Annotated in this window: 27 protein-coding genes; 26 read left to right on the top strand and 1 reads right to left on the bottom strand. The window is 41.3% G+C overall.

Translation table 11 applies throughout. The features are described from left to right. Positions 1-5 precede the first annotated feature (5 nt). Positions 6-416 carry an HIT family protein gene (locus EJF26_RS05365; protein WP_000063760.1) on the bottom strand — a complete coding sequence of 137 codons (411 nt, stop codon included), beginning with the start codon at positions 414-416 and terminating at the stop codon, positions 6-8. A gap of 67 nt (positions 417-483) precedes the next feature. Between EJF26_RS05365 and EJF26_RS05360 the strand changes: the two genes are divergently transcribed. The 26 genes from EJF26_RS05360 (at position 484) to ytpR (ending at position 24,059) form a co-directional block, all read left to right on the top strand. Further along, a complete protein-coding gene (locus EJF26_RS05360) occupies positions 484-1,215 on the top strand; it encodes an ABC transporter ATP-binding protein (protein ID WP_000889931.1) in 732 nt (243 codons plus the stop codon). After that, positions 1,212-2,261 (top strand): ABC transporter permease, encoded by a 1,050-nt coding sequence (locus EJF26_RS05355; protein ID WP_000653792.1) that lies wholly within the window; start codon positions 1,212-1,214, stop codon positions 2,259-2,261. Before EJF26_RS05360 ends, EJF26_RS05355 begins: the two co-directional genes overlap by 4 nt. 47 nt (positions 2,262-2,308) lie before the next feature. Next, positions 2,309-3,103, top strand: a complete 795-nt coding sequence (gene ccrZ, locus EJF26_RS05350) for a cell cycle regulator CcrZ (RefSeq protein ID WP_000363012.1) — start codon at positions 2,309-2,311, stop codon at positions 3,101-3,103. Next, positions 3,100-3,735, top strand: a complete 636-nt coding sequence (trmB, locus tag EJF26_RS05345) for a tRNA (guanosine(46)-N7)-methyltransferase TrmB (protein ID WP_001266091.1) — start codon at positions 3,100-3,102, stop codon at positions 3,733-3,735. The genes ccrZ and trmB overlap by 4 nt, the downstream gene beginning before the upstream one ends. 126 nt (positions 3,736-3,861) lie before the next feature. Further along, positions 3,862-4,341, top strand: coding sequence for a ribosome maturation factor RimP (gene rimP, locus EJF26_RS05340; protein WP_000379537.1), 480 nt, complete (start codon positions 3,862-3,864; stop codon positions 4,339-4,341). Between the two features lie 42 nt (positions 4,342-4,383). Next, positions 4,384-5,520, top strand: coding sequence for a transcription termination factor NusA (nusA, locus tag EJF26_RS05335; RefSeq protein ID WP_000032279.1), 1,137 nt, complete (start codon positions 4,384-4,386; stop codon positions 5,518-5,520). A gap of 21 nt (positions 5,521-5,541) precedes the next feature. Beyond that, on the top strand, positions 5,542-5,835 hold the full coding sequence (rnpM, locus tag EJF26_RS05330) for an RNase P modulator RnpM (protein WP_000857560.1): 294 nt from the start codon (positions 5,542-5,544) through the stop codon (positions 5,833-5,835). After that, positions 5,828-6,127, top strand: a complete 300-nt coding sequence (locus EJF26_RS05325; protein WP_001041394.1) for a YlxQ-related RNA-binding protein — start codon at positions 5,828-5,830, stop codon at positions 6,125-6,127. Before rnpM ends, EJF26_RS05325 begins: the two co-directional genes overlap by 8 nt. 16 nt (positions 6,128-6,143) lie before the next feature. After that, complete coding sequence (gene infB / locus EJF26_RS05320; protein WP_000039174.1) at positions 6,144-8,930, top strand: translation initiation factor IF-2; 2,787 nt, start codon at positions 6,144-6,146, stop codon at positions 8,928-8,930. 166 nt (positions 8,931-9,096) lie between these two features. Next, a complete protein-coding gene (rbfA, locus tag EJF26_RS05315) occupies positions 9,097-9,447 on the top strand; it encodes a 30S ribosome-binding factor RbfA (RefSeq protein WP_001273601.1) in 351 nt (116 codons plus the stop codon). Between the two features lie 96 nt (positions 9,448-9,543). Continuing rightward, the gene (locus tag EJF26_RS05310) at positions 9,544-9,777 is read left to right on the top strand and encodes a DUF1858 domain-containing protein (protein WP_000368739.1); all 234 of its coding nucleotides are present in this window, start codon (positions 9,544-9,546) and stop codon (positions 9,775-9,777) included. Then, positions 9,777-11,111 (top strand): DUF438 domain-containing protein, encoded by a 1,335-nt coding sequence (locus EJF26_RS05305; RefSeq protein WP_000752869.1) that lies wholly within the window; start codon positions 9,777-9,779, stop codon positions 11,109-11,111. The genes EJF26_RS05310 and EJF26_RS05305 overlap by 1 nt, the downstream gene beginning before the upstream one ends. Positions 11,112-11,120: 9 nt before the next feature. Further along, on the top strand, positions 11,121-11,375 hold the full coding sequence (locus EJF26_RS05300; protein ID WP_000119707.1) for a DUF1912 family protein: 255 nt from the start codon (positions 11,121-11,123) through the stop codon (positions 11,373-11,375). A gap of 97 nt (positions 11,376-11,472) precedes the next feature. Next, on the top strand, positions 11,473-11,868 hold the full coding sequence (locus tag EJF26_RS05295) for a helix-hairpin-helix domain-containing protein (protein WP_000038697.1): 396 nt from the start codon (positions 11,473-11,475) through the stop codon (positions 11,866-11,868). A gap of 278 nt (positions 11,869-12,146) precedes the next feature. Further along, the gene (locus tag EJF26_RS05290) at positions 12,147-12,710 is read left to right on the top strand and encodes a GNAT family N-acetyltransferase (protein ID WP_000196236.1); all 564 of its coding nucleotides are present in this window, start codon (positions 12,147-12,149) and stop codon (positions 12,708-12,710) included. Position 12,711: 1 nt separating this feature from the next. Continuing rightward, on the top strand, positions 12,712-14,028 hold the full coding sequence (locus tag EJF26_RS05285) for a hypothetical protein (RefSeq protein ID WP_000722921.1): 1,317 nt from the start codon (positions 12,712-12,714) through the stop codon (positions 14,026-14,028). A 26-nt stretch (positions 14,029-14,054) separates the two neighbouring features. Beyond that, positions 14,055-16,706 carry a valine--tRNA ligase gene (locus EJF26_RS05280; protein WP_000032152.1) on the top strand — a complete coding sequence of 884 codons (2,652 nt, stop codon included), beginning with the start codon at positions 14,055-14,057 and terminating at the stop codon, positions 16,704-16,706. A 150-nt stretch (positions 16,707-16,856) separates the two neighbouring features. Continuing rightward, positions 16,857-17,837 carry a hypothetical protein gene (locus EJF26_RS05275; protein ID WP_143888988.1) on the top strand — a complete coding sequence of 327 codons (981 nt, stop codon included), beginning with the start codon at positions 16,857-16,859 and terminating at the stop codon, positions 17,835-17,837. A 72-nt stretch (positions 17,838-17,909) separates the two neighbouring features. Then, complete coding sequence (locus EJF26_RS05270) at positions 17,910-18,746, top strand: hypothetical protein (RefSeq protein ID WP_000714453.1); 837 nt, start codon at positions 17,910-17,912, stop codon at positions 18,744-18,746. 18 nt (positions 18,747-18,764) lie between these two features. After that, a complete protein-coding gene (locus tag EJF26_RS10100) occupies positions 18,765-19,547 on the top strand; it encodes a hypothetical protein (RefSeq protein ID WP_001292489.1) in 783 nt (260 codons plus the stop codon). 406 nt (positions 19,548-19,953) lie between these two features. Beyond that, positions 19,954-20,544: a DNA-directed RNA polymerase subunit delta gene (rpoE, locus tag EJF26_RS05260; protein ID WP_000418414.1), complete on the top strand. Its 591-nt coding sequence runs from the start codon at positions 19,954-19,956 to the stop codon at positions 20,542-20,544. Positions 20,545-20,682: 138 nt separating this feature from the next. Then, positions 20,683-21,390, top strand: a complete 708-nt coding sequence (locus EJF26_RS05255) for a B3/B4 domain-containing protein (protein ID WP_000393602.1) — start codon at positions 20,683-20,685, stop codon at positions 21,388-21,390. Positions 21,391-21,438: 48 nt separating this feature from the next. Then, on the top strand, positions 21,439-22,710 hold the full coding sequence (locus EJF26_RS05250; protein WP_000791634.1) for a cell wall-binding repeat-containing protein: 1,272 nt from the start codon (positions 21,439-21,441) through the stop codon (positions 22,708-22,710). Between the two features lie 93 nt (positions 22,711-22,803). After that, positions 22,804-23,103 carry a DUF4651 domain-containing protein gene (locus EJF26_RS05245; RefSeq protein ID WP_008277325.1) on the top strand — a complete coding sequence of 100 codons (300 nt, stop codon included), beginning with the start codon at positions 22,804-22,806 and terminating at the stop codon, positions 23,101-23,103. Further along, the gene (locus EJF26_RS05240) at positions 23,100-23,417 is read left to right on the top strand and encodes a thioredoxin family protein (RefSeq protein ID WP_000632375.1); all 318 of its coding nucleotides are present in this window, start codon (positions 23,100-23,102) and stop codon (positions 23,415-23,417) included. Before EJF26_RS05245 ends, EJF26_RS05240 begins: the two co-directional genes overlap by 4 nt. A gap of 15 nt (positions 23,418-23,432) precedes the next feature. Then, complete coding sequence (gene ytpR / locus EJF26_RS05235) at positions 23,433-24,059, top strand: YtpR family tRNA-binding protein (RefSeq protein WP_000578277.1); 627 nt, start codon at positions 23,433-23,435, stop codon at positions 24,057-24,059. Positions 24,060-24,084 lie beyond the last annotated feature (25 nt).

Genomic DNA, 24,084 nt, shown 5'->3' with positions numbered 1-24,084 from the left:
ACTCCTTAGGCATTTCTAATAGTTTCAGCGACTTGGGCAAGTTTGTCAAAGTCAGGTTCGTGGGCGATAAAGTCAATCTTGAGGTCATCTTCTGCACCGTAGCGAGGAACAAGGTGCACATGGGTATGAAAGACCGTTTGACCAGCGACTTCCTCGCAGTTGGCAATGATATTCATGCCAGCAGCCTTGGTAGCCTTCATGACTTTTTGAGCCACTGTTGGCACTTGGGCAAAGAGTTGGCTGGCGCTCGCAGCATCCATCTCCAAAAGATTGCGATAGTGCTCTTTGGGTACGACCAAGGTGTGTCCAGGTGTTACTTGAGAGATATCAAGGAAGGCAAGAACCTGCTCATCCTCGTATACTTTTGAAGCAGGAATCTCGCCTGCGATGATCTTACAAAAAATGCAATTTGACATAAAATCCACCTCTACTGTATTGAATTTTGATATAATATAGCTACATTATACCAGATTCGGAGAAAATATGTTAGAAATTAAAAACCTGACAGGAGGTTATGTTCACGTCCCTGTCTTGAAAGATGTGTCCTTTACAGTTGAAAGTGGGCAGTTGGTCGGTTTGATTGGTCTCAATGGTGCTGGGAAATCAACGACAATCAATGAGATTATCGGTCTGTTGACACCTTACAGTGGAGAAATTAAGATTAACGGTCTCAACCTGCGAGAAGATGCGACCAACTACCGCAAGCAGATTGGTTATATCCCAGAAACGCCTAGTCTGTATGAGGAATTGACCCTCAGAGAGCATATCGAGACGGTTGCCATGGCCTATGGTATTGAGCAAAAAGTGGCTTTTGATCGTGTGGGACCTTTGTTAAAAATGTTTCGTTTGGATCAAAAATTAGACTGGTTCCCAGTGCGTTTTTCCAAAGGGATGAAGCAGAAGGTCATGATTATCTGTGCCTTTGTCGTAGATCCGAGTCTTTTCATTGTTGATGAGCCTTTTCTTGGGCTCGATCCGCTGGCTATTTCTGACTTGATTCAACTTTTGGAAGCAGAAAAACAAAAAGGCAAGTCCATTCTCATGAGTACCCACGTGCTGGATTCGGCGGAGAAGATGTGTGACGCCTTTGTTATTCTCCACAAGGGGGAGGTGCGGGCTCAGGGGAATCTGGAGCAACTCCGCGAAGCCTTTGACATGCCTGAAGCGAGTTTGAATGATATTTACTTGGCTCTGACCAAAGAGGAGGGGCTATGAAAGACTTGTTTTTAAAGCGAAAGCAGGCTTTTCGTAAGGAGTGTGTCGGTTATCTGCGCTATGTTCTCAATGACCACTTTGTCTTGTTCCTGCTGGTTCTCATCGGTTTTCTAGCCTACCAGTATAGTCAACTTTTGCAAAATTTTCCTGAAAATCACTGGCCTATTCTTTTGTTTTTGGGGATTGTCTCTGCTTTGCTTTTAGCTTGGGGAGGAATCGCAACCTACATGGAAGTACCTGACAAACTCTTTCTCTTAGTCAGTGAAGAGGAGGTTACGTCCCACCTCAAAGGGCAGACAGTGCGCTCAGTAGTCTTTTGGCTCTTTGTCCAGACCCTTTTCTTACTTTTATTTGCGCCCTTATTTTTAGCCATGGGCTATGGCTTGCCAGTCTTTCTCATCTATGTGCTTTTATTGGGAGCAGCGAAGTACCTAGTATTTCGCCAAAAATCCAGTAAATTTTTTACAGAGAATAGGCTTGACTGGGACTATGTGATCTCCCAAGAAAGCAAGCGCAAGCAAGTTTTGCTTCGTTTCTTTGCTCTCTTTACTCAGGTCAAGGGCGTTTCAAATAGTGTCAAACGTCGCTCTTATCTGGATTTTATCCTAAAAGCAGTTCAGAAAGTGCCGAGCAAGATTTGGCAAAACCTCTATCTTCGTTCTTACCTGCGAAATGGAGACCTCTTTGCCCTTAGTCTACGTCTGCTCTTGCTTTCTTTGTTAGCGCAGGTCTTTATCGAGCAAGCTTGGATTGCGACGGCAGTAGTGGTTCTATTTAACTACCTCTTGCTCTTTCAGTTACTGGCCCTCTATCATGCCTTTGACTACCAGTACTTGACCCAGCTCTTTCCACTAGAAAAAGGGGAGAAAGAGAAGGGATTGAAACAGATTGTAGTCGGTGCGGGAAGTGCAGTTCTTTTGTTAGAATTGCTGGTCGGAGCAGTGGTTTTTCAAGAAAAAATAGCCTTGTTGGCTCTTGTAGGGGCTAGTCTCTTCCTACAATTGTTTTATTTACCTTACCAACTGAAAAGATTGGTTGACGAATAGACCAAAAACTAGTAGAATAGTAAGGAAACTTTATACGGAGGAAAGAAATGGACTTGGGTGATAATGAGCTAACGCTGACCCCTATACCTGGGAAGAGTGGCAAGGCTTATATGGGAAGCTACCCTGATGGGAAGCGCGTCTTTATAAAAATGAACACCTCTCCAATCCTACCTGGCCTAGCCAGAGAACAAATCGCTCCTCAATTACTATGGACTCGTCGTTTGCCAGATGGTCGTGATATGTGTGCCCAAGAATGGTTGACGGGCAAAATCTTGACACCGCACGATATGAACCGCAAGCAGATTATCAATATCTTGACACGTCTTCACCGCTCACGTCCCTTGATGAAGCAGTTGAGCCGTTTGGGATATACCATGGAGACGCCAGTAGACTTGTTGCAGTCTTGGAGGCAGGAAGCACCCGAAGTCTTGAAACGACATCAGTACTTAAACTCGGTGATTGATGATCTGCGCAGAACGGTTCCAGGTTTTAGGGAAGACCATGCTACGATTGTGCACGGTGATCTTCGCCATAGTAATTGGATTGAGACAGAGAGTGGACTCGTTTATCTAGTGGATTGGGATTCGGTTCGTCTGACGGATCGTATGTTTGATGTGGCGCATATGTTGTGTCATTATATTCCAGAGCAACATTGGCATGATTGGCTGACTTATTACGGTTATAAGTACAATCAGACAGTTTTAGATAAATTGTATTGGTATGGTCAGTATTCTTACTTGAGCCAGATTGCCAAATACTTTGTAAATCAAGATTTAGATAATGTAAACCGGGAGATTTATGCCTTGCGTGTCTTCCGTGACAAGTATGGAAAGAAGAGATGAGAGTTAGAAATCGTAAAGGGGCGACAGAGTTACTAGAGGCTAATCCCCAGTATGTTGTCCTCAATCCCTTGGAAGCTAAAGGGAAATGGCGAGACTTGTTTGGAAATGATCATCCTATTCATGTTGAAGTTGGAAGTGGGAAAGGGGCCTTCGTATCTGGAATGGCCAAGCAAAACCCTAACATCAACTACATCGGGATTGACATCCAAAAGTCGGTCTTGAGTTATGCCTTGGACAAGGTGCTTGAAGTTGGAGTGCCCAACATCAAGTTGCTGTGGGTAGATGGTTCGGATTTGACCGACTACTTTGAAGACGGTGAAATTGATCGTCTCTACCTAAACTTTTCAGATCCCTGGCCTAAAAAACGCCATGAAAAACGTCGTTTGACTTACAAGAGTTTCTTGGATACCTTTAAGCGCATCTTGCCTGAGAATGGGGAAATCCATTTCAAGACAGATAACCGTGGCTTATTTGAGTATAGTCTAGTGAGCTTTTCTCAGTATGGGATGAAACTCAATGGTGTTTGGCTAGACTTGCATGCCAGTGATTTTGAAGGCAATGTCATGACAGAATATGAGCAAAAATTCTCCAGCAAAGGTCAAGTGATTTACCGAGTTGAAGCAGAATTTTAAGATTAAGCTTGAAAACAAGCCCTTTGAATGCTTTTGCTTTACAAAAAGAATCAAGAGTGTTATACTAATAGCAAGAATATGAGAAAGTGAGGCGGGGAAATATCTTCGCCTCTTGCTTATGAGGAGGTGGACACAATCGCAACAATCGTAGAATTAGTCAGAGAAGTTGTAGAACCTGTCATCCAAGCGCCTTTCGAGCTCGTGGATATCGAGTATGGAAAGATTGGCAGTGACATGATTCTCAGTATTTTTTTAGATAAACCTGAAGGAATCACCTTGAACGACACGGCAGACTTGACAGAAATTATCAGTCCTGTCTTAGACACCATCAAGCCAGATCCCTTCCCAGAACAATATTTCCTAGAAATCACCAGTCCAGGCTTGGAACGTCCTTTGAAAACCAAGGATGCTGTCGCTGGAGCTGTTGGGAAATACATCCATGTCGGGCTCTACCAAGCTATCGATAAGCAAAAAGTCTTTGAAGGAACCTTGGTATCCTTTGAAGGGGATGAGTTGACTATGGAATATATGGACAAGACACGTAAGAAAACAGTCCAAATTCCATACAGTTTAGTATCAAAAGCACGTTTAGCAGTTAAACTATAGAAAAGAAAGGATAGCTTTTGAGGATTCAAAAGTAAAAAGAACATGAGTAAAGAAATGCTAGAGGCCTTCCGCATTTTGGAAGAAGACAAGGGAATCAAAAAAGAAGACATCATCGACGCAGTAGTAGAGTCGCTTCGTTCCGCTTATCGCAGACGCTATGGTCAATCTGATAGCGTAGCCATTGACTTCAATGAAAAGACAGGTGACTTTACCGTCTATACTGTTCGTGAAGTTGTTGATGAAGTATTTGATAGCCGTTTGGAAATTAGCTTGAAAGATGCCCTTGCCATTAATTCAGCCTATGAGCTTGGTGACAAAATCAAGTTTGAAGAAGCACCAGCTGAGTTTGGTCGTGTAGCAGCCCAATCTGCTAAACAAACCATCATGGAAAAAATGCGCAAGCAAACACGTGCCATCACTTACAATACTTACAAAGAACATGAGCAAGAAATCATGTCTGGTACAGTAGAACGATTTGACAACCGCTTTATTTACGTCAACCTTGGCAGCATCGAAGCCCAATTGTCAAAACAGGACCAAATCCCTGGAGAAGTCTTTGCTTCCCACGATCGTATCGAAGTTTATGTCTACAAGGTTGAAGACAACCCTCGTGGTGTCAACGTCTTTGTTAGTCGTAGCCATCCAGAAATGATCAAACGCTTGATGGAGCAAGAAATTCCAGAAGTTTACGATGGAACTGTCGAAATCATGAGCGTAGCCCGCGAAGCTGGTGACCGTACTAAGGTTGCTGTTCGTAGCCACAATCCAAACGTGGACGCTATCGGGACAATCGTTGGACGTGGTGGTGCTAATATCAAGAAAATCACTAGCAAGTTCCATCCAGCTCGCTACGATGCTAAGAGCGACCGCATGATTCCTGTTGAAGAAAACATCGACGTTATCGAGTGGGTAGCAGATCCAGCTGAATTTATCTACAATGCTATCGCACCTGCAGAGGTTGACCAAGTTATCTTTGATGAAAACGACAGCAAACGTGCCTTGGTCGTTGTGCCTGATAACAAGCTTTCTCTTGCCATTGGTCGTCGTGGACAAAACGTTCGCTTGGCAGCTCACTTGACGGGTTACCGTATCGATATCAAGTCTGCAAGTGAATTTGAAGCTATGGAAGAAGCAGGTCAAGTGGATTACGCTGACACAGACGAATCAACTGAAGAATAAAAGCTGCTAGAGGAGGGAAAGATGAAAACAAGAAAAATCCCTTTGCGCAAGTCTGTTGTATCCAACGAAGTGATTGATAAGCGTGATTTGCTCCGCATTGTCAAGAACAAAGAAGGGCAAGTCTTTATCGATCCGACAGGCAAGGCCAATGGCCGAGGCGCTTATATCAAGCTAGACAATGCAGAGGCCCTAGAGGCCAAAAAGAAGAAAGTCTTTAACCGCAGCTTTAACATGGAAGTGGAAGAAAGCTTTTATGACGAGTTGATCGCTTATGTTGATCACAAAGTGAAAAGAAGAGAGTTAGGACTTGAATAAGCAAAAGATAAGCAATCTCTTGGGACTTGCTCAACGAGCAGGCCGGATCATATCGGGTGAGGAATTGGTGGTCAAGGCTATCCAAGACCAGAAAGCCAAGCTAGTCTTTCTAGCCCATGATGCTGGTCCCAATCTGACCAAGAAGATTCAAGATAAAAGTGACTATTATCAAATAGAAGTTATAACCGTGTTTTCAACACTGGAATTAAGCATAGCAGTCGGAAAATCGAGAAAGGTTTTGGCTGTGACAGATGCTGGATTTACAAAGAAAATGAGGTCTCTTATGGAATAGAAGAGGAGGACATGATTTGTCTAAGAAAAGATTGTACGAAATCGCAAAAGAACTTGGAAAAGAAAGTAAAGAAGTTGTAGCGCGTGCAAAAGAGTTGGGCTTGGATGTGAAAAGCCACTCATCGAGCGTGGAAGCTGCTGCTGCTGAACAAATCGCAGCTAGCTTTAAGCCTGCACCTGCTCCTAAGGCAGAAGCAAAACCTGTAGCAGCAAAAGCAAGTGTAGAAAAGAAAGCAGAAAAGCCTGCGTCAGCTAAACCAGCTGCCGCAAAGGAAGAAAGCAAACCAGCTGCACCTGCAGCTCCTAAGGAAGAAAAAGTAGTGGCTGCAAGACCACAGAGTCGAAACTTCAAGGCGGAGCGTGAGGCACGTGCCAAAGAGCAGGCAGAGCGACGCAAACAAAACAAGGGCAACAACCGTGACCAACAACAAAACGGCAACCGTCAGAAAAATGACGGTCGTAATGGTGTCAAACCTGGTCAAGGGAACCGCGACAATCGCCGATTTAACGACCAAGGGAAAAAACCACAAGGTCAAGGGAATCGTGGCAATGATCGCCGTCAGCAACAAGACTTCCAGCCCAAGCAAGCTGGACCACGTGTTGACTTTAAAGCCCGTGCAGCAGCCCTAAAAGCAGAGCAAAATGCAGAGTACGCACGCTCAAGCGAGGAGCGCTTCAAACAATCGCAAGCTGCCAAAGAAGCCTTGGCTCAAGCTAATAAACGCAAGGAACCTGAGGAAATCTTTGAAGAAGCTGCTAAGCTAGCTGAACAAACGCAGCCAGCGGTAACAGTAGCTCCTGTAGCGAAAGAAGCGCCAGTGGATACACGTCGTAAAAAACAAGCTCGACCAGACAAAGAACGTGACGATTATGATCACGAAGAAGATGGTCCTAGAAAACAACAAAAGAATCGAAGTAGTCAGAATCAAGTGAGAAATCAAAGAAATAGTAACTGGAATAACAATAAGAAAAATAAAAAAGGCAACAAGCAAAACAACCGTAACCAGACTCCAAAACCTGTTACAGAGCGTAAGTTCCACGAATTGCCAACAGAATTTGAATATACAGATGGTATGACTGTTGCGGAAATCGCAAAACGTATCAAACGTGAACCAGCAGAAATCGTTAAGAAACTCTTTATGATGGGTGTGATGGCCACACAAAACCAATCCTTGGATGGAGAAACCATCGAACTCCTCATGGTGGATTACGGTATCGAAGCCAAACAAAAGGTTGAAGTGGATAATGCCGACATCGAACGTTTCTTTGTCGAAGATGGTTATCTTAATGAAGATGAATTGGTTGAGCGTCCACCAGTTGTAACCATCATGGGACACGTTGACCATGGTAAAACAACCCTCTTGGATACCCTTCGTAACTCTCGTGTTGCGACAGGTGAAGCAGGTGGTATCACTCAGCATATCGGTGCCTACCAAATCGTGGAAAATGGCAAGAAGATTACCTTCCTTGATACACCAGGACACGCGGCCTTTACATCTATGCGTGCGCGTGGTGCATCTGTTACCGATATTACTATCTTGGTTGTAGCGGCCGACGACGGGGTTATGCCTCAGACTATCGAAGCCATCAACCACTCAAAAGCGGCCAACGTTCCAATTATCGTAGCTATCAACAAGATTGATAAACCAGGTGCCAACCCAGAACGTGTTATCGGTGAATTGGCAGAGCATGGGGTTATGTCAACAGCTTGGGGTGGAGATTCTGAATTTGTTGAAATCTCAGCTAAATTCAACCAAAATATCGATGAACTCTTGGAAACAGTCCTTCTTGTGGCTGAAATCCAAGAACTCAAGGCAGACCCAACAGTTCGTGCTATCGGTACGGTTATCGAAGCTCGCTTGGATAAAGGGAAAGGTGCGGTCGCAACTCTTCTTGTGCAACAAGGTACTCTGAATGTGCAAGACCCTATCGTTGTCGGAAATACCTTCGGTCGTGTCCGTGCCATGACCAATGACCTTGGTCGTCGTGTCAAGGTCGCAGGCCCATCAACGCCGGTTTCTATCACAGGATTGAACGAAGCACCGATGGCGGGTGACCACTTTGCCGTTTACGAAGATGAAAAATCTGCGCGTGCAGCAGGTGAAGAGCGTGCCAAACGTGCCCTTATGAAACAACGTCAAGCTACCCAACGTGTTAGCCTTGAAAACCTCTTTGATACACTTAAAGCTGGTGAGCTCAAGTCAGTCAACGTTATCATCAAGGCCGACGTACAAGGTTCGGTTGAAGCCCTTTCTGCCTCACTTCAAAAGATCGATGTAGAAGGAGTAAAAGTTACTATCGTTCACTCAGCGGTCGGTGCCATCAATGAATCTGACGTGACTCTTGCGGAAGCTTCAAATGCCTTTATCGTTGGTTTCAACGTACGTCCTACACCACAAGCTCGTCAGCAAGCAGAAGCTGACGATGTAGAAATCCGTCTCCACAGCATTATTTACAAGGTTATCGAAGAGATGGAAGAAGCCATGAAAGGGATGCTCGATCCTGAATTTGAAGAAAAAATCATCGGTGAAGCAATCATCCGTGAAACCTTCAAGGTGTCTAAAGTGGGAACTATCGGTGGATTCATGGTTACGAGTGGTAAAGTTACCCGTGACTCTAAAGTCCGTGTCATCCGTGACGGTGTTGTTATCTATGACGGTGAACTCGCAAGCTTGAAACACTATAAAGACGACGTTAAAGAAGTTACGAACGGTCGTGAAGGTGGATTGATGATTGAGGGCTACAATGATATCAAGATGGATGATGTGATTGAGGCTTATGTCATGGAAGAAATCAAACGATAATAGAGAAACGATAGCCAATTTGACTCGTCGTCAACAGCGCCTTGATGAACCCTTAGTTCTATCTAAGGCTTGTTTTCTAGATTCAAATGGCTCTAGTTCCTCTATCTAACAGAAATAGCTAGGTCTGCTGGCCTAGCTTTTGGTTCAAAGTAGAGAAAGGAATATCATGGCAAATCATTTTCGTACGGATCGTGTGGGCATGGAAATCAAGCGTGAAGTCAATGAGATTTTGCAAAAGAAAGTCCGTGATCCGCGTGTCCAAGGTGTGACCATTACAGATGTTCAGATGCTAGGTGACTTGTCTGTTGCCAAGGTTTACTACACCATTTTGAGTAACCTTGCTTCGGATAACCAAAAAGCTCAAATCGGGCTTGAAAAAGCAACTGGTACCATCAAACGTGAACTTGGTCGCAATTTGAAATTGTACAAAATCCCAGATTTGACCTTCGTCAAAGACGAATCCATCGAATATGGAAACAAGATTGACGAGATGCTACGCAATCTGGATAAAAACTAAGAAAGAGGGGGCAACCCTCTTTTTTTGTGTATGCTAATCGTCCTTATGGTATAATATAAGCAGTAAAATCATTTTAGAACATACATGGAGGTCGTCATGGACAATATCATCGATGTATCAATTCCCGTTGCAGAAGTGGTGGACAAGCATCCAGAAGTCTTGGAAATCCTAGTGGAGCTGGGTTTTAAACCACTTGCTAATCCCTTGATGCGCAATACAGTCGGTCGCAAAGTATCGCTCAAACAGGGTTCTAAGCTCGAAGGAACTCCTATGGACAAGATTGTCCGCACGCTAGAAGCGAACGGCTATGAAGTGATTGGATTAGACTAATGGCAGATGAACGGATTCATATCCTACGGGATATTTTGTTAGAATTGCATAATGGTGCCTCTCCTGAGTCGGTTCAGGAGCGTTTTGATGCGACCTTTACGGGTGTTTCAGCCATTGAGATTTCCCTCATGGAGCACGAGCTGATGAACTCAGACTCAGGAGTCACTTTTGAAGATGTCATGGAACTCTGTGATGTCCATGCCAATCTTTTTAAAAACGCTGTTAAGGGCGTCGAAGTGGAGGATACCGAACACCCTGGCCACCCAGTTCGCGTCTTCAAGGATGAAAATTTGGCTCTCCGTGCAGCCTTGATTCGCATTCGGAGGTTGTTAGATACCTATGAGTCTATGGAAGACGAGGAAATGCTGGCAGAGATGCGCAAGGGTTTGGTTCGTCAAATGGGACTTTTGGGACAATTTGATGTCCACTACCAGCGCAAGGAAGAGCTCTTTTTCCCCATCATGGAGCGTTATGGTCACGATTCACCTCCTAAAGTCATGTGGGGAGTGGATGATCAGATCAGGGAACTCTTTCAGACAGCTCTAGCGACAGCCAAGTCACTACCAGAAGTGTCGATTAACAGTGTAAAGGAAACTTTCGAAGCTTTTGCGACAGAGTTTGAAAGTATGATTTTCAAGGAAGAGTCCATCCTCCTCATGATTCTCCTTGAGTCTTTCACCCAGGATGACTGGATTCAGATTGCGGAGGAGAGCGATGCCTATGGCTATGCCATCATTCGTCCGTCCGAGAAATGGGTGCCAGAACGTCAGAGTTTCGTTGAGGAAAAGAGTGCAGAAGAGCCCGTGCAACTAGACACAGCAGAAGGTCATGTTCAGCAAGTTATCGATACACCCGAAGGTCAGTTTACTATTACCTTTACCCCTAAGGAAAAGGAAGCAGTGCTGGACCGCCATAGTCAACAGGTATTTGGCAATGGCTATCTCTCCGTCGAGCAGGCCAACCTCATCCTCAATCACCTCCCCATGGAGATTACCTTTGTCAATAAAGACGATATTTTCCAGTATTACAATGACAATGCGCCAGCTGATGAGATGATTTTCAAACGGACGCCGTCCCAAGTTGGGCGCAATGTTGAACTCTGTCATCCGCCTAAGTATCTAGACAAGGTGAAGGCTGTTATGAAAGGTCTTCGTGAAGGGGTCAAGGACAAGTATGAAATGTGGTTCAAGTCAGAGTCACGAGGCAAGTTTGTCCACATCACCTATGCTGCGGTACACGATGAAAACGGGGAATTCCAAGGCGTGCTAGAGTATGTTCAGGATATCCAGCCCTACCGTGAGATTGATACGGATTATTTCCGTGGATTAGAATAAGGAGAACCAATGAGTTACGAACAGGAATTTATGAAGGAATTTGAAGCCTGGGTCAATACCCAGATCATGATCAACGACATGGCGCACAAGGAAAGTCAAAAAGTCTACGAAGAAGACCAAGACGAGCGTGCCAAAGATGCCATGATTCGCTACGAAAGCCGCTTGGATGCCTACCAGTTCTTGCTTGGTAAGTTTGAAAACTTCAAGGCAGGCAAGGGATTCCATGATTTGCCAGAAGGCTTGTTTGGCGAGCGAAATTATTAAAATAGTGATACTTTCTTGATTTTTTCCCAAAATCTTGATAGAATATCTTTATTAAATCCTTGTCAGAGCAGGGATTTTTTATTGAAAGGATTTTATCATGTCAAAGAAACTCCAACGTAAAAAACAATTGCGAAATAGTCTTCGTCGCTCAGGTGCCTTTTCAAATACTGTGACTAAGGTTGTTGAAGAGACCAAGAAAGTCGTGAAACATGCAGAAAAATCTGCCAGCGAAGCAGGAAAAGTTGTCTCTAAAAAAGTGGAACAAGCAGTAGAAGCAACCAAGGAACAAGCTCAAAAAGTAGCCAATTCTGTAGAAGATTTCGCAGCGACTTTGGGTGGCCTCTCAGTAGATCGTGCTAAGACTTTCTATGATGAAGGGATCAAGTCGGCTGCTGACTTTAAAAACTGGACGGAGAAAGAACTCCTTGCTTTGAAAGGAATTGGCCCTGCTACTATCAAGAAATTAAAAGAACACGGAATCAGCTTCAAGTAATCTTTCTTGAGCCTTGCATTTCCGAGAAAAACTTGCTACAATAGAGCCATTAGAGGTGTTTTGAATCCCACATTTTACAGAAAGTGGCGGCGCTGAGAAGTCCACAAATGTGTCAAAACTAGTTGCTGATGGATGAAAAATTGAAATAAAAAGTCTTTTTGTTTTAAAGACAAGAGTTGCGGGCAACTGCCCGAAGTTGGGTGGTACCGCGGATAAGCACATTCGTCCCTGTCAGGTTGATGGCAGGGGCGATTTTTTGTAGAAAGCGAGGGAGAAGGATGACAAGAGCAACATTACCTGAAAGAATCGAAACAGAACGTCTTCTTTTACGAGTCCGAACAGTGGCTGATGCCGAGGATATCCATGCCTACGCTAGATTGCCAGAGGTCGCTTATCCAGCAGCATTTCACCCCGTCAAGACCTTGGAAGATGAGATTTATTATCTAGAGCATATCCTTCCTGAGCGCAATGAAAAGGAAAATCTCCCAGCGGGATACGGTATTGTCGTTAAAGGAACCGATAAGGTCATTGGTTCTGTTGATTTCAACCATCGCCACGAAGACGATGTCTTAGAAATTGGCTATACCTTACATCCAGACTATTGGGGTCTAGGTTATGTTCCAGAAGCTGCGAGTACCTTGATTGATTTAGCTTTTAAAGAACTTGGTCTTCACAAGATTGAGCTGACTTGTTTTGGCTACAATGTCCAAAGTCAACGAGTCGCAGAGAAACTTGGCTTTACCTTAGAAGCTCGCATAAGAGACCGCAAAGATGCCCAAGGGAATCGCTGTGACAGTTTGATATATGGCTTGCTGAAGAGTGAGTGGGAGGTGAAGAAATGAAATGAAAAAAATACTTTCATATTTCATAGCTTTAGTTCCAATCTTATTATTAATTTCTTTATTGCTTTTAGTACCTATTGTTTTTTTTATATCTTTAGTTCCAGATAATTATTTACCTGTATCTCCGATTTGGATAATAGAAGGCTTGATAGGGATCCTAATATTAGGGTATGGCATTAGGTTAAATAAATTGCCAATTAATTTGAAACCTAAAATAATTTATTGGGCTGTGTTCATATTATTAATCATTATAGCTACTATATTAGCCATATATTTCAAAAATTTACTAATTGTTTCTATTTTTGGCCAGTTATTCTTGCTTATAACCTATGTTTTAATATTTGAACAAAGATTTACAGGCTTTAAAACTTATCTTCAAAGAAGTAGGAGTGCACTTGTAGTCTTCAATCTATTTGATACTTTTTTTCTTCTTCTATGTTATTTTTTGAAATATATTATACGAGATAATAAGAATACGATTGATAATTTTTTAAATGAGTTACCAATAACCTATGTTACCATAGAATGGATTTTTATTATTTTATCTATGTCTGTATTATTCATATTGTTGCCTGCCTTTCGAGGATATTTATCAGTTTGGTTTTATAAAAAACAAAATGGAATTCACAAACAATCAGGAAGAGTATTTTGGAATTCGAATGTTAAAGCATATGGTGTATCAATTATGTCGATATGCTTATACATATCTATGTTTTTTCGAATCAGCTCTCTTAATGATAGTAGAGCCTTGGTTTACTTAATGCTTATGTCTTTTACTGTTTATTTTTGGACAATTGTTTGCGAAGGGATTGATAGAGGCGGAGAAGATAAAGAAAAAGTCTTATCGAATTGGGCTTTGATTGGTTTGTTGTCGATTTTTTTGATTCTTTTAGATCAGATTGAAAGTGATTTAATTGGCATCTTAACATGGTTTTTACCCATGCTTTTGCCAACTTTTATAGGAGAAGTGAATAGTATAATACCAAAAGGTTATTCAAAATCTCCTACCCCTTTTATGAAGAAACATCTTTACTGGCTGCAAATGATGAGTTTTAATACATTGTTTATATTTAACATAATATCCTCTATATCAACGAAACAATTAATAAAAAATGAAAAAATAGAACAAATAAATGAATTGAAAATTTTTCTTATCTCTTTATTTGATAGCCAATCGTCTTCAAATTTTGCATCAGGAGTTTTGGTTTCATCTGCTATGTTGCTGATTTCTATAGCTGTTGCTTATGGGCTAAGTAAATTAATTGTATATTTAATACGGAGATATTATATAGAGGCTTCAAATAGATATTTTAATTAGATTATATTTATAGAAAGGACACACACATGTCTAAAGAACTTTCACCTAAATACAATCCAGCCGAGGTTGAGGCTGGTCGTTACCAAAAATGGCTTGATGCCGATGTTTTCAAGCCTTCGGGCGATCAAAAGGCTAAGCCATATTCTATCGTTATTCCACCACCAAACGTAACTGGGAAACTCCACCTTGGTCACGCTTGGGACACAACCTTGCAGGATATTATCATCCGTCAAAAACGGATGCAAGGCTTTGATACGCTTTGGCTGCCAGGGATGGACCACGCGGGGATTGCGACTCAGGCTAAGGTTGAGGAGCGCTTGCGCGGTGAGGGTATTAGCCGTTACGACCTGGGTCGTGAAAAATTCCTAGAGAAAGTCTGGGAATGGAAAGACGAATATGCCACTACTATCAAGGAACAATGGGGCAAGATGGGACTCTCTGTAGACTACTCTCGTGAGCGTTTCACTCTTGATGAAGGTTTGTCAAAAGCCGTTCGCAAGGTCTTTGTGGACCTCTACAAGAAAGGCTGGATCTACCGTGGTGAGTTTATCATCAACTGGGACCCAGCAGCTCGCACAGCACTGTCTGATATCGAGGTGATCCATAAGGATGTCGAAGGTGCTTTCTACCACATGAACTACATGCTGGAAGATGGCTCACGCGCCCTTGAAGTTGCGACAACTCGTCCTGAGACCATGTTTGGGGACGTTGCTGTTGCGGTCAATCCAGAAGACCCACGCTACAAGGACTTGATTGGTAAAAATGTTATCCTTCCAATTGCTAATAAATTAATCCCAATCGTTGCTGACGAACACGCAGATCCTGAGTTTGGTACTGGTGTCGTGAAAATCACACCTGCCCACGATCCAAACGACTTCTTGGTTGGTCAACGTCACAACTTGCCACAAGTCAACGTCATGAACGACGACGGAACTATGAACGATCTAACCTTCGAATTTGCAGGCATGGACCGCTTTGAAGCTCGTAAGGCAGTCGTTGCTAAGTTGGAAGAAATTGGTGCCCTCGTTAAAATCGAAAAACGTGTCCATAGCGTTGGTCACTCAGAGCGTACAGGCGTTGTGGTTGAGCCACGCTTGTCTACGCAATGGTTCGTGAAGATGGACCAATTGGCGAAAAATGCCATTGCCAACCAAGACACAGAGGACAAGGTAGAATTCTACCCACCTCGTTTCAACGATACCTTCCTCCAATGGATGGAAAATGTCCACGACTGGGTTATCTCTCGTCAGCTCTGGTGGGGCCACCAAATCCCTGCTTGGTACAATGCCGAGGGTGAAATGTACGTCGGTGAAGAAGCTCCAGAAGGTGAGGGATGGACTCAGGACGAAGACGTTTTGGATACTTGGTTTAGCTCTGCCCTTTGGCCATTCTCAACAATGGGCTGGCCTGATGTCGACTCAGCAGACTTCAAACGCTACTTCCCAACTTCAACCTTGGTAACAGGTTACGACATCATCTTCTTCTGGGTGTCTCGTATGATCTTCCAATCCTTGGAATTCACTGGCCGTCAGCCATTCCAAAACGTCCTTATCCACGGTCTCATTCGTGATGAGCAAGGACGTAAGATGTCTAAATCTCTCGGTAACGGGATTGACCCAATGGATGTTATCGAGAAATACGGTGCCGATGCCCTTCGTTGGTTCCTTTCAAACGGTTCTGCACCAGGCCAAGACGTGCGCTTCTCTTACGAGAAAATGGATGCTTCATGGAACTTCATTAACAAAATCTGGAACATCTCTCGCTACATCCTCATGAACAATGAAGGCTTGACCCTTGAGCAAGCAACTGCCAATGTGGAAAAAGTTGCCAACGAGGAAGCTGGAAATGTCACAGACCGCTGGATTCTTCACAATCTCAATGAAACGATCGGCAAAGTTACTGAAAACTTTGACAAGTTTGAGTTTGGTGTGGCTGGACACATCCTCTACAACTTCATCTGGGATGAGTTTGCGGACTGGTACGTTGAGTTGACCAAGGAAGTCCTTTATAGCGATAACGAAGAAGAGAAAGTCATCACACGTTCTGTTCTCCTATACACTTTGGACAAGATCCTTCGTCTCCTCCACCCAATCATGCCATTCGTGACAGAAGAAATCTTTGGACAAATCTCAGAAGGCTCTATCGTGACAGCAGAATACCCAACTGTCAACCCAGCCTTTGAAGATCTTGCTGCTCACACTGGTGTGGAAAGTCTCAAAGACTTAATCCGTGCCGTTCGTAATGCGCGTGCTGAAGTAAACGTAGCACCAAGCAAGCCTATCACCATCCTTGTTAAGACTAGCGACAGCAACTTGGAAGCCTTCTTTAACAGCAATGTCAACTACATCAAACGCTTCACAAATCCAGAACACCTTGAAATCGCATCAAATATCCCTGCACCTGAACTCGCTATGTCAAGCGTCATCACTGGAGCAGAAATCTACTTGCCGCTGGCAGACCTCCTCAATGTCGAAGAAGAACTAGCTCGTCTCGACAAGGAACTGGCTAAATGGCAAAAAGAACTGGATATGGTCGGCAAGAAACTCTCTAACGAACGCTTCGTAGCCAATGCCAAACCAGAAGTCGTCCAAAAAGAACGCGACAAACAAGCCGACTACCAAGCGAAGTACGATGCGACTGTAGCGCGTATTGATGAGATGAAGAAGTTGGTGAAATAAACATAGAAACACGGTGATGAACCGTGTTTTTTTGGTATAATTTGAAGAGAGAAAACTTATCTCGGAGGGTATATGTTTATTTTAATCGGGATTTTCTTATTTCTATTCTCTATTAATTCGTTTATTAATGGGTGGAGAAAACTGGACATAGTGATAGTAATTGGTTATTTGTATTTGTTGTGTAAACAATCAAGTAATTTAAGTTTTACATCAATGCAAAATTTAGATATTGCTCTTATCATTATATTACTGTTTTATTCTATATCGGATATTTTGTGGGGATTAAGAATTGTTGGATTAACCATACCTCTAGTTCGAAATATTATATTGAGGTACATTAATTTTAAGGATTATCTCGAATATAAAATTAGAATTCATATTCGAGATATAAGTGAAGTTGTCTTGCTTTTATTGCTGATAACATTAGTCTATGTTCAAGAGTTTTTCAAAGTGCCCACAGTTTCGTTTCAAAATACCAATATCGTTGAGTTAATTAGTTTTGAAATTGGAGTATTTAGCCTGTATGGTATATACGTTGGTTTTCTTCAATTTTTAACGGAAAATGATAAGGCTTATTATCTAGGAGTAAGCAAGACTAAATTCATGCTAGATAAATCAATTTGGTCAAGATTCACTCGGGCAAAATTTTTCCATATCCTTTTATTCCTTACAGTTGCAATGCCTGTTTTAAGTAATTTTATTCATCAGACAAATTATCTTGAATATATTTGGCAAGCAAGTTCAGGAATAGTAGTCATTATTTATATCTATTTACTAAAACTGAATATAAGTGTTGCTTATAATGTTTTTAGGCTAAATGCTGAAGTGATTCATAAAAAAATTCAAAACCAAGATTCGTCATCGACTGAGATGATAAAGAAATTGAGGGAATTACGGAAAACAAGTGTTGATGAGGAAATCTCTATTTATCTTCAAAGAGAAATGAAGGAGTTATTTTGGAAAGTATATAAAAAACCAGATGAATATGTCGATAATTTTGTATCTGTCTTTCTAGAAAATCGGTTTTTATTAATTGATGTAGAGGAGCGTAATGATTTTGTATATTCTATCTTTCATGAAGAATACTGGGAAAACTATAACTTAGCTTACTCAATCGATGAATATTTATAAAAGCTTTCATCTAAGCAAATTTCTGATTTCTATAACTTCTATAAAAAGTATTGCAAATATAAATGGGAATTTTTGAAGAAATTTCAAGATAATATTTTTTCGAATACATGGAAAGAACTAATTGAGCAAGATCTTAGAGTTTTTCAAAGTCTAGAGAAAAAGGATGATACATTTGAAGTTTTACAAATTGAGAAACTTACGAGAGTATATTTGAGACAATCAAGTGATTATAAAATCAAAGAATATATATTTGAGACTCTTATTAACAATAAAACTATCAAACTAAATGTAATTGTTGATGAATTGAAGAACGAATTACACTCTATTAAGCATTCCAAAGATGAGAACGAATTACAAGTTCAAAATGAAGATTTTTTACGTTTTAAATTAAATCAGCTATTCAAGCTATACGAGAAAGGAGAGAGAGAGTTTTCTCTTCCTAAATTTAAAAAGTTGTCTTATGAGTTTGATGATAGTAAACGGAATGATTTCTATAACAGTATGTTTTATTCAGAAATTTGTTTTAATTACTTGGATAGGGAAAGAATTGAAACTTTCATCCAAAACAAAATTACAGAAGCTGAGAGTGAAGAAGAAATAAAACAAAAAAGAAGAGCTGAAAAACTTCAAAACTTAATATTAAGTATGAATGAAGAATATCGATTAGCTTTTATGTTATATCAATTGTTATATACAGATTATATAGAATGGGATGATAACATTGAATTTTATGATGCTGAGATTAAAAAATTAATGAGCTGCGGTGAAGAGCAACAAAATTACCTTTTCTATCAAGCTAAAGAAATAATCTTAAGAACAAATATTAGCCATCGTATTACAGATGAAATTTTAGATAAATTATGGACAAAACGAAATGAAAGAATAACAGGTTTTTATTGGTTTAATTAGTTTGGTAGAAGGCATCAAATGTCAGAACTTAAAATTGTATATGTTCAATGGTTATTGTCAGGTAAAAAATTTCCATTCTCAAGCAGATTTAACTTTATATATGATTCATTCAGCTTTGGTAAAGTGGTAACAAGAGCGCAGAACAGTGAAAAATGTATAAAAGTCTCTGTTAATAAATTACATTGGAAACGTGTTAGCAATAAAAAGAAAATGGATAACTTTTGTAGAGAATATTTGCTACTTACTGATAAATTAGATTCAATTTTCACAAATGATTTTTATTCGGACAAGCAAAATGATATACAATTATCAGTTGAATATCTTTTGAATACGAATAAAGTTGACCTATCAAATGTAATAGCAAACCTATCAGTATCAAGTTTATTACGCCTTGAGCAGATATTATTATTTAGGGTCCAATATAATAATGGATCTTTTAACTATACTAGTAGAACAATTTTTGATTCCATGACTTCTAACAGTCCTTTTTATTGGTCTGGTGGGAAAGGAGTATTAGAATTTTATATCCTCAAAACTATTGATAGTTTTTATCAAGATTTATATTTGGATACTCAATTTATAGAGGGGTTTAAATGGAAAATGATCTCTACTTTAAATTCTCAAAATATGATGATTGATGAGTATGTTGAAGTAATCTCACAAAAAGTTTCAATCGTAGACAGTGTTTCTAAGTTTCAAAAAGAAGAGATTATTCGTAAATTAAATGACTTGTTATACAATACTGAAACAAAGAGTAATCAGAGTAAGTTAGCTCATAAGAAAATATATAGATATAGGTAGCGATGCTAAATAGCTCTTTTTAATTTGTATAACAAACAGATAAATTTTCTTCTCTAGAAAAAGAAAGTATCAATCAGCTACATTTAGGTTAAAAAGTATAATATTTGATTATAGTTTACCTTTTTGAATGAAAATTTATAAGTAAATGATTTATTCATCTTATACTGGAAAAATCAATATTTTAGAAATCATCTTATCACATAAAAAAAAAACTCAGTCAATTCATGCCCGTACACCCCTACATCAACACCATCGGCTGGGTAGCAAAGAAATAAAAAGTCCTGTCACTTTCCCCCATTTAACCTTTGACTATTTCGCAAAATTATCGTACAATAAAGAGTACATGATAAAATGAGGTCAGAGTCTATCTGCTCTGGCGATAGTAGTAAAAATGAGGAGAAACGCTTTGGAATTAGAAGTATTTGCTGGGCAAGAAAAAAGTGAACTATCTATGATTGAGGTAGCGCGTGCTATCTTGGAACTTCGTGGTCGCGATCATGAGATGCATTTTAGCGATCTTGTAAACGAAATTCAAAACTACCTTGGAACATCAAACAGCGATATCCGCGAAGCCTTGCCTTTGTTCTACACAGAGTTGAACTTTGACGGTAGCTTCATCTCACTTGGGGACAACAAATGGGGTCTTCGTTCATGGTATGGTGTGGACGAAATCGACGAAGAAATCATCGCTCTTGAAGAAAGTGACGACGACGAAGTGGCACCAAAAGCTAAGAAAAAACGCGTCAATGCCTTCATGGATGGCGATTCAGATGCTATTGACTACAATGCAGATGATCCAGAAGACGAAGATGCATATGAAGCAGACCCAGCTCTTTCATACGATGATGAAAATCCAGATGATGAGAAGAATGAAGTGGAAGCTTACGATGCAGAAATCAACGAAATCGCCCCTGATGACTTAGGTGAAGACGTGGATCTCAACGAAGAAGACGACGAGTTTTCTGACGATGACGCTGAAACAAGCGACGAAGTATAAGAAGCCTCACAGAGGAGATCAGTTTGATCTTCTCTTTTTATTTGTCGGGAGAGAGTTGATGATTTCCTTGAAATCAGGGGCTAGAAGGTGTAAAATAAAGGTGGGATGGTGTACATTTTTCAAAGGAGGTGCCTGCCTATGGAGTTTTGTTTAGGTAAAAGTTTGTATGACTTGGGGATCAAGAATGTCGTGATTGGTATTGCTAAAAACGTCGATCCTCATGCTGATTTGCCTCTTGCTTTTCTGAAAAAGAAAGAGGAGAGGGAGAAATGGGCGCTAGAGTGTGATGTAAAAGAAGTTCAAGAGTCTCCTGTTGTCCAAGGTTATAGGCAGTTGCTCCAGCGAGTCGGGCGTAGCGTCAAGAAAAATCCACCGACAGTGGTCGCCCTCATTCGCAATATCCAGCATCGTGGCTCTCTCCCTCACATCAATAGTATCATCGATATCTACAATGTAGAGGCGCTTTCTTCTTTGCTGGCGATTGGTGGGCATGATTTGGATAAGATTGGAGGGCAGATAGAGTTTTCTGTTAGCCAAAGGGAGGACATTTTCCTACCTATCTTGTCAACGGAGAAGCACGTTGCGCAGACGGACTATGTCTATCGGGATGAAAATGGAGTTTTAGCTTGGCTGGATGTCCGCGATAGTGAACATTACAAATTTGATGAAGATACAAAAAATGCTATTTTCATCATTCAAGGAAATGAAAACACTTCTGTCGAGATGCGTTTAGAAGCGTTAGAAGAAATTGAAAAGGATTTGGCTGCTTGTATGCCTGATTTGCAGTTTGAAAAGAAAGTCATTTCTCTTGAAGAAAACCGCACGGTGGTTCAGGATATTTACTGAGTTTTATAGTACCCGCTTTATGGTATGTAAACAAAGGAGGAAAGTGCCATGAAGAACAAATTGAAACAATGGAACTTGTTAGGTTTAGCACTTGCAGGTCTAGCTCTACTAGCTCTCCCCCAAACTGGTCAAGCCTTTGAACTAAAAGAGCTCTGGCCGATTAAAGGTGGTATTGTCTATGAAAATGGCAAGGTGGCTCGCTTTAATAATGGGCATGAAGTAGATATTCAGGTTTTGGATTTGCCGAAAACTGAAAAAATCGAATGGACGGTCAGTCTAAACGGTCAGGATCAAACGATAAATTTCCTAGGGCAGGAAAAGGAAAAATCCATGATCGGTGAAGAGGGACGTTTCTTACATTTCTACGTGCCTTATGGCTACCGTGGAGATATCAAGGTGGAAGCCAAGAGTGGAGAGGAAGTCAAGACTTGGGCGACGAAAGTCATGGATGATATTTATCACGGTGGAAAGAGTAGTTATTACCGCCTTGAAGAAGGAAAAGACCAATATACTTATTTAGATACAAAATGGGATTATGAAACGAAGACTTATACAGCAACCTTGCCTGATACTTCTAAGGGTAAGAAGGTCGTAGCATGGAGAGGAAGTCAGTATGATAGTGTGGAGCTTGAGAAACCCGGAGAAATAACCCGACCATACAGCGGAACTAGTTTGCTTCGTTTTTATCCAATTTTTGAAACTGAGGGCTGGTTCAAATTAGACTCGATCTGGTATTATCAAAAACAAGGAGAACTAGTTAAAAATGACTGGTTAAAATACCAAGGAAATTGGTATTTCATGGATGGGGCTGGTGGCATGATTCATGGTGGTTGGATCTGTAGTGACGATATTTGGTATTATTTCAAGGAATCTGGAGTTATGGCTAGTAAAGAATGGATTTACGATCAAGGTAAGTGGTATTTTGTCAACTCTTCAGGTGCTATGTTAAGTCAAGAGTGGCTCCGTTACGGTGATACTTGGTATTACTTCAAAGGCTCAGGCGCTATGGCTAGCCAAGAATGGGTGTATGTCCAAGGTAAATGGTATTATTTGACAGAGTCAGGGAAGATGAAAAAGAGTACTTGGGTTTATGACAGGGATACTTGGTATTATCTAACCGAGTCAGGTGCACTGTTGAGAGATGACTGGTTCTACTATGATGATGCTTGGTACTATGTTAAAGGCTCAGGAGCTATGGTGAGTAACGAATGGATTCAAGTCCAAGGCAAGTGGTACTACTTAGACTCATCTGGTAAAATGCTTCGCAACACCTACACACCTGATGGTTATTATGTCGGCAACTCAGGCGCTTGGCAATAAGAATTAGATGTCCTCTTTCCTCATTGAGGGAAGGGGATTTTCCTTGCCTATATACTGCTTCCCTATTTGTCCTAAAGCCCTTTTTGTGTTACAATGAAAGGTATGAAAGCTAAGAAATTATGGATGACTGGCTTGACTGTGGCTGGTCTAAGTGCCCTCGCTTTGGGTGCCAAAAAAGCAGCAGATAATCACAAACTCATGAAGACGCAAGAGGAGTTAACCGCTATTGTGCGCGAACTTTTCTCAGATATGGGAGAGATCGCGACTCTCTATGTTCAAGTCTACGAAAGTAGTCTAGAGCGACTCGTCGGAGGAGTCATTTTTGAGGATGGTCGTCACTATACCTTTGTCTATGAAAATGAAGACCTAGTCTATGAGGAGGAAGTCTTATGATTACTCCCGCTAGTATAGAAGAACTCGCAGGTTTTGTCGAGCAAGATGGCAAGAAGGTCTTTCTTTTTGTGGCAGACTGGTGTGGAGATTGTCGTTATATCTATCCTGCCTTGCCAGAGATTGAGGAGACCAATCCAGAGTTCACCTTTATCCGAGTGGACCGAGACCAGTATCTGGATCTGGCCAAACTCTGGGATGTTTACGGGATTCCTAGCCTTGTTGTGCTAGAAAAGGACAAGGAAATTGGCCGATTTGTCAATCGCGACCGTAAAAGCAAGGAACAAATTAATGACTTTTTAGCAGGACTGAAATAGGAGAAAAAGAAAACAATGATTTTTACATATAACAAAGAGCATGTCGGTGATGTTCTTATGATCATCGTGAAAAATAGCGGCGATGCCAAGTTGGACGTGGAGCGCAAAGGCAATATTGCCCGTGTTTTCCTCAAAGAAAATGGAGAAACAGTAGCTTGGAATATTTTCGAAGTTTCAAGTTTGTTTGAAATTGCAGAGCGCGGCCAAGTCTTTTTATCAGATGAGCAAGTAGCACGTTTAAACCAAGAGTTGCAGGTGGAAGGCTTTACAGAAGAGATTGTCAACGACAAAGAACCTAAGTTTGTTGTTGGTGAAATTGTCGAAATGGTAGCTCACCCAGATAGTGACCACCTCAACATCTGCCAAGTGGCAGTCGCAAGTGACAAGACAGTGCAAATCGTTGCAGGGGCTCCTAATGCGCGTCTTGGCTTGAAAACCATTGTGGCTCTTCCTGGAGCAATGATGCCAAAAGGCAATCTCATTTTCCCAGGCGAGCTTCGTGGTGAAAAGAGTTTTGGCATGATGTGCAGTCCTCGCGAATTGCATTTGCCAAATGCTCCGCAAAAACGTGGTATTATTGAATTATCAGAAGACCAAGTTGTCGGAACTCCATTTGATCCAGTGATACACTGGACTGCCTAGGAAGTTATCAGTATCTGATAGACTA

It is taken from the genome of Streptococcus oralis subsp. dentisani, assembly GCF_007475365.1.
In the GTDB taxonomy this organism is placed as follows: domain Bacteria; phylum Bacillota; class Bacilli; order Lactobacillales; family Streptococcaceae; genus Streptococcus; species Streptococcus mitis_AX.
This window is presented reverse-complemented; position numbering and strand designations above follow the sequence as displayed.

Bases quoted from the DNA above. Each gene is read 5' to 3' on its own strand.
- EJF26_RS05365 (WP_000063760.1), bottom strand. From the start codon at position 416: ATGTCAAATTGCATTTTTTGTAAGATCATCGCAGGCGAGATTCCTGCT.
- EJF26_RS05360 (WP_000889931.1), top strand. From the start codon at position 484: ATGTTAGAAATTAAAAACCTGACAGGAGGTTATGTTCACGTCCCTGTC.
- EJF26_RS05355 (WP_000653792.1), top strand. From the start codon at position 1,212: ATGAAAGACTTGTTTTTAAAGCGAAAGCAGGCTTTTCGTAAGGAGTGT.
- ccrZ (WP_000363012.1), top strand. From the start codon at position 2,309: ATGGACTTGGGTGATAATGAGCTAACGCTGACCCCTATACCTGGGAAG.
- trmB (WP_001266091.1), top strand. From the start codon at position 3,100: ATGAGAGTTAGAAATCGTAAAGGGGCGACAGAGTTACTAGAGGCTAAT.
- nusA (WP_000032279.1), top strand. From the start codon at position 4,384: ATGAGTAAAGAAATGCTAGAGGCCTTCCGCATTTTGGAAGAAGACAAG.
- rnpM (WP_000857560.1), top strand. From the start codon at position 5,542: ATGAAAACAAGAAAAATCCCTTTGCGCAAGTCTGTTGTATCCAACGAA.
- rbfA (WP_001273601.1), top strand. From the start codon at position 9,097: ATGGCAAATCATTTTCGTACGGATCGTGTGGGCATGGAAATCAAGCGT.
- EJF26_RS05310 (WP_000368739.1), top strand. From the start codon at position 9,544: ATGGACAATATCATCGATGTATCAATTCCCGTTGCAGAAGTGGTGGAC.
- EJF26_RS05305 (WP_000752869.1), top strand. From the start codon at position 9,777: ATGGCAGATGAACGGATTCATATCCTACGGGATATTTTGTTAGAATTG.
- EJF26_RS05300 (WP_000119707.1), top strand. From the start codon at position 11,121: ATGAGTTACGAACAGGAATTTATGAAGGAATTTGAAGCCTGGGTCAAT.
- EJF26_RS05295 (WP_000038697.1), top strand. From the start codon at position 11,473: ATGTCAAAGAAACTCCAACGTAAAAAACAATTGCGAAATAGTCTTCGT.
- EJF26_RS05290 (WP_000196236.1), top strand. From the start codon at position 12,147: ATGACAAGAGCAACATTACCTGAAAGAATCGAAACAGAACGTCTTCTT.
- EJF26_RS05285 (WP_000722921.1), top strand. From the start codon at position 12,712: ATGAAAAAAATACTTTCATATTTCATAGCTTTAGTTCCAATCTTATTA.
- EJF26_RS05280 (WP_000032152.1), top strand. From the start codon at position 14,055: ATGTCTAAAGAACTTTCACCTAAATACAATCCAGCCGAGGTTGAGGCT.
- EJF26_RS10100 (WP_001292489.1), top strand. From the start codon at position 18,765: ATGTCAGAACTTAAAATTGTATATGTTCAATGGTTATTGTCAGGTAAA.
- EJF26_RS05255 (WP_000393602.1), top strand. From the start codon at position 20,683: ATGGAGTTTTGTTTAGGTAAAAGTTTGTATGACTTGGGGATCAAGAAT.
- EJF26_RS05250 (WP_000791634.1), top strand. From the start codon at position 21,439: ATGAAGAACAAATTGAAACAATGGAACTTGTTAGGTTTAGCACTTGCA.
- EJF26_RS05245 (WP_008277325.1), top strand. From the start codon at position 22,804: ATGAAAGGTATGAAAGCTAAGAAATTATGGATGACTGGCTTGACTGTG.
- EJF26_RS05240 (WP_000632375.1), top strand. From the start codon at position 23,100: ATGATTACTCCCGCTAGTATAGAAGAACTCGCAGGTTTTGTCGAGCAA.
- ytpR (WP_000578277.1), top strand. From the start codon at position 23,433: ATGATTTTTACATATAACAAAGAGCATGTCGGTGATGTTCTTATGATC.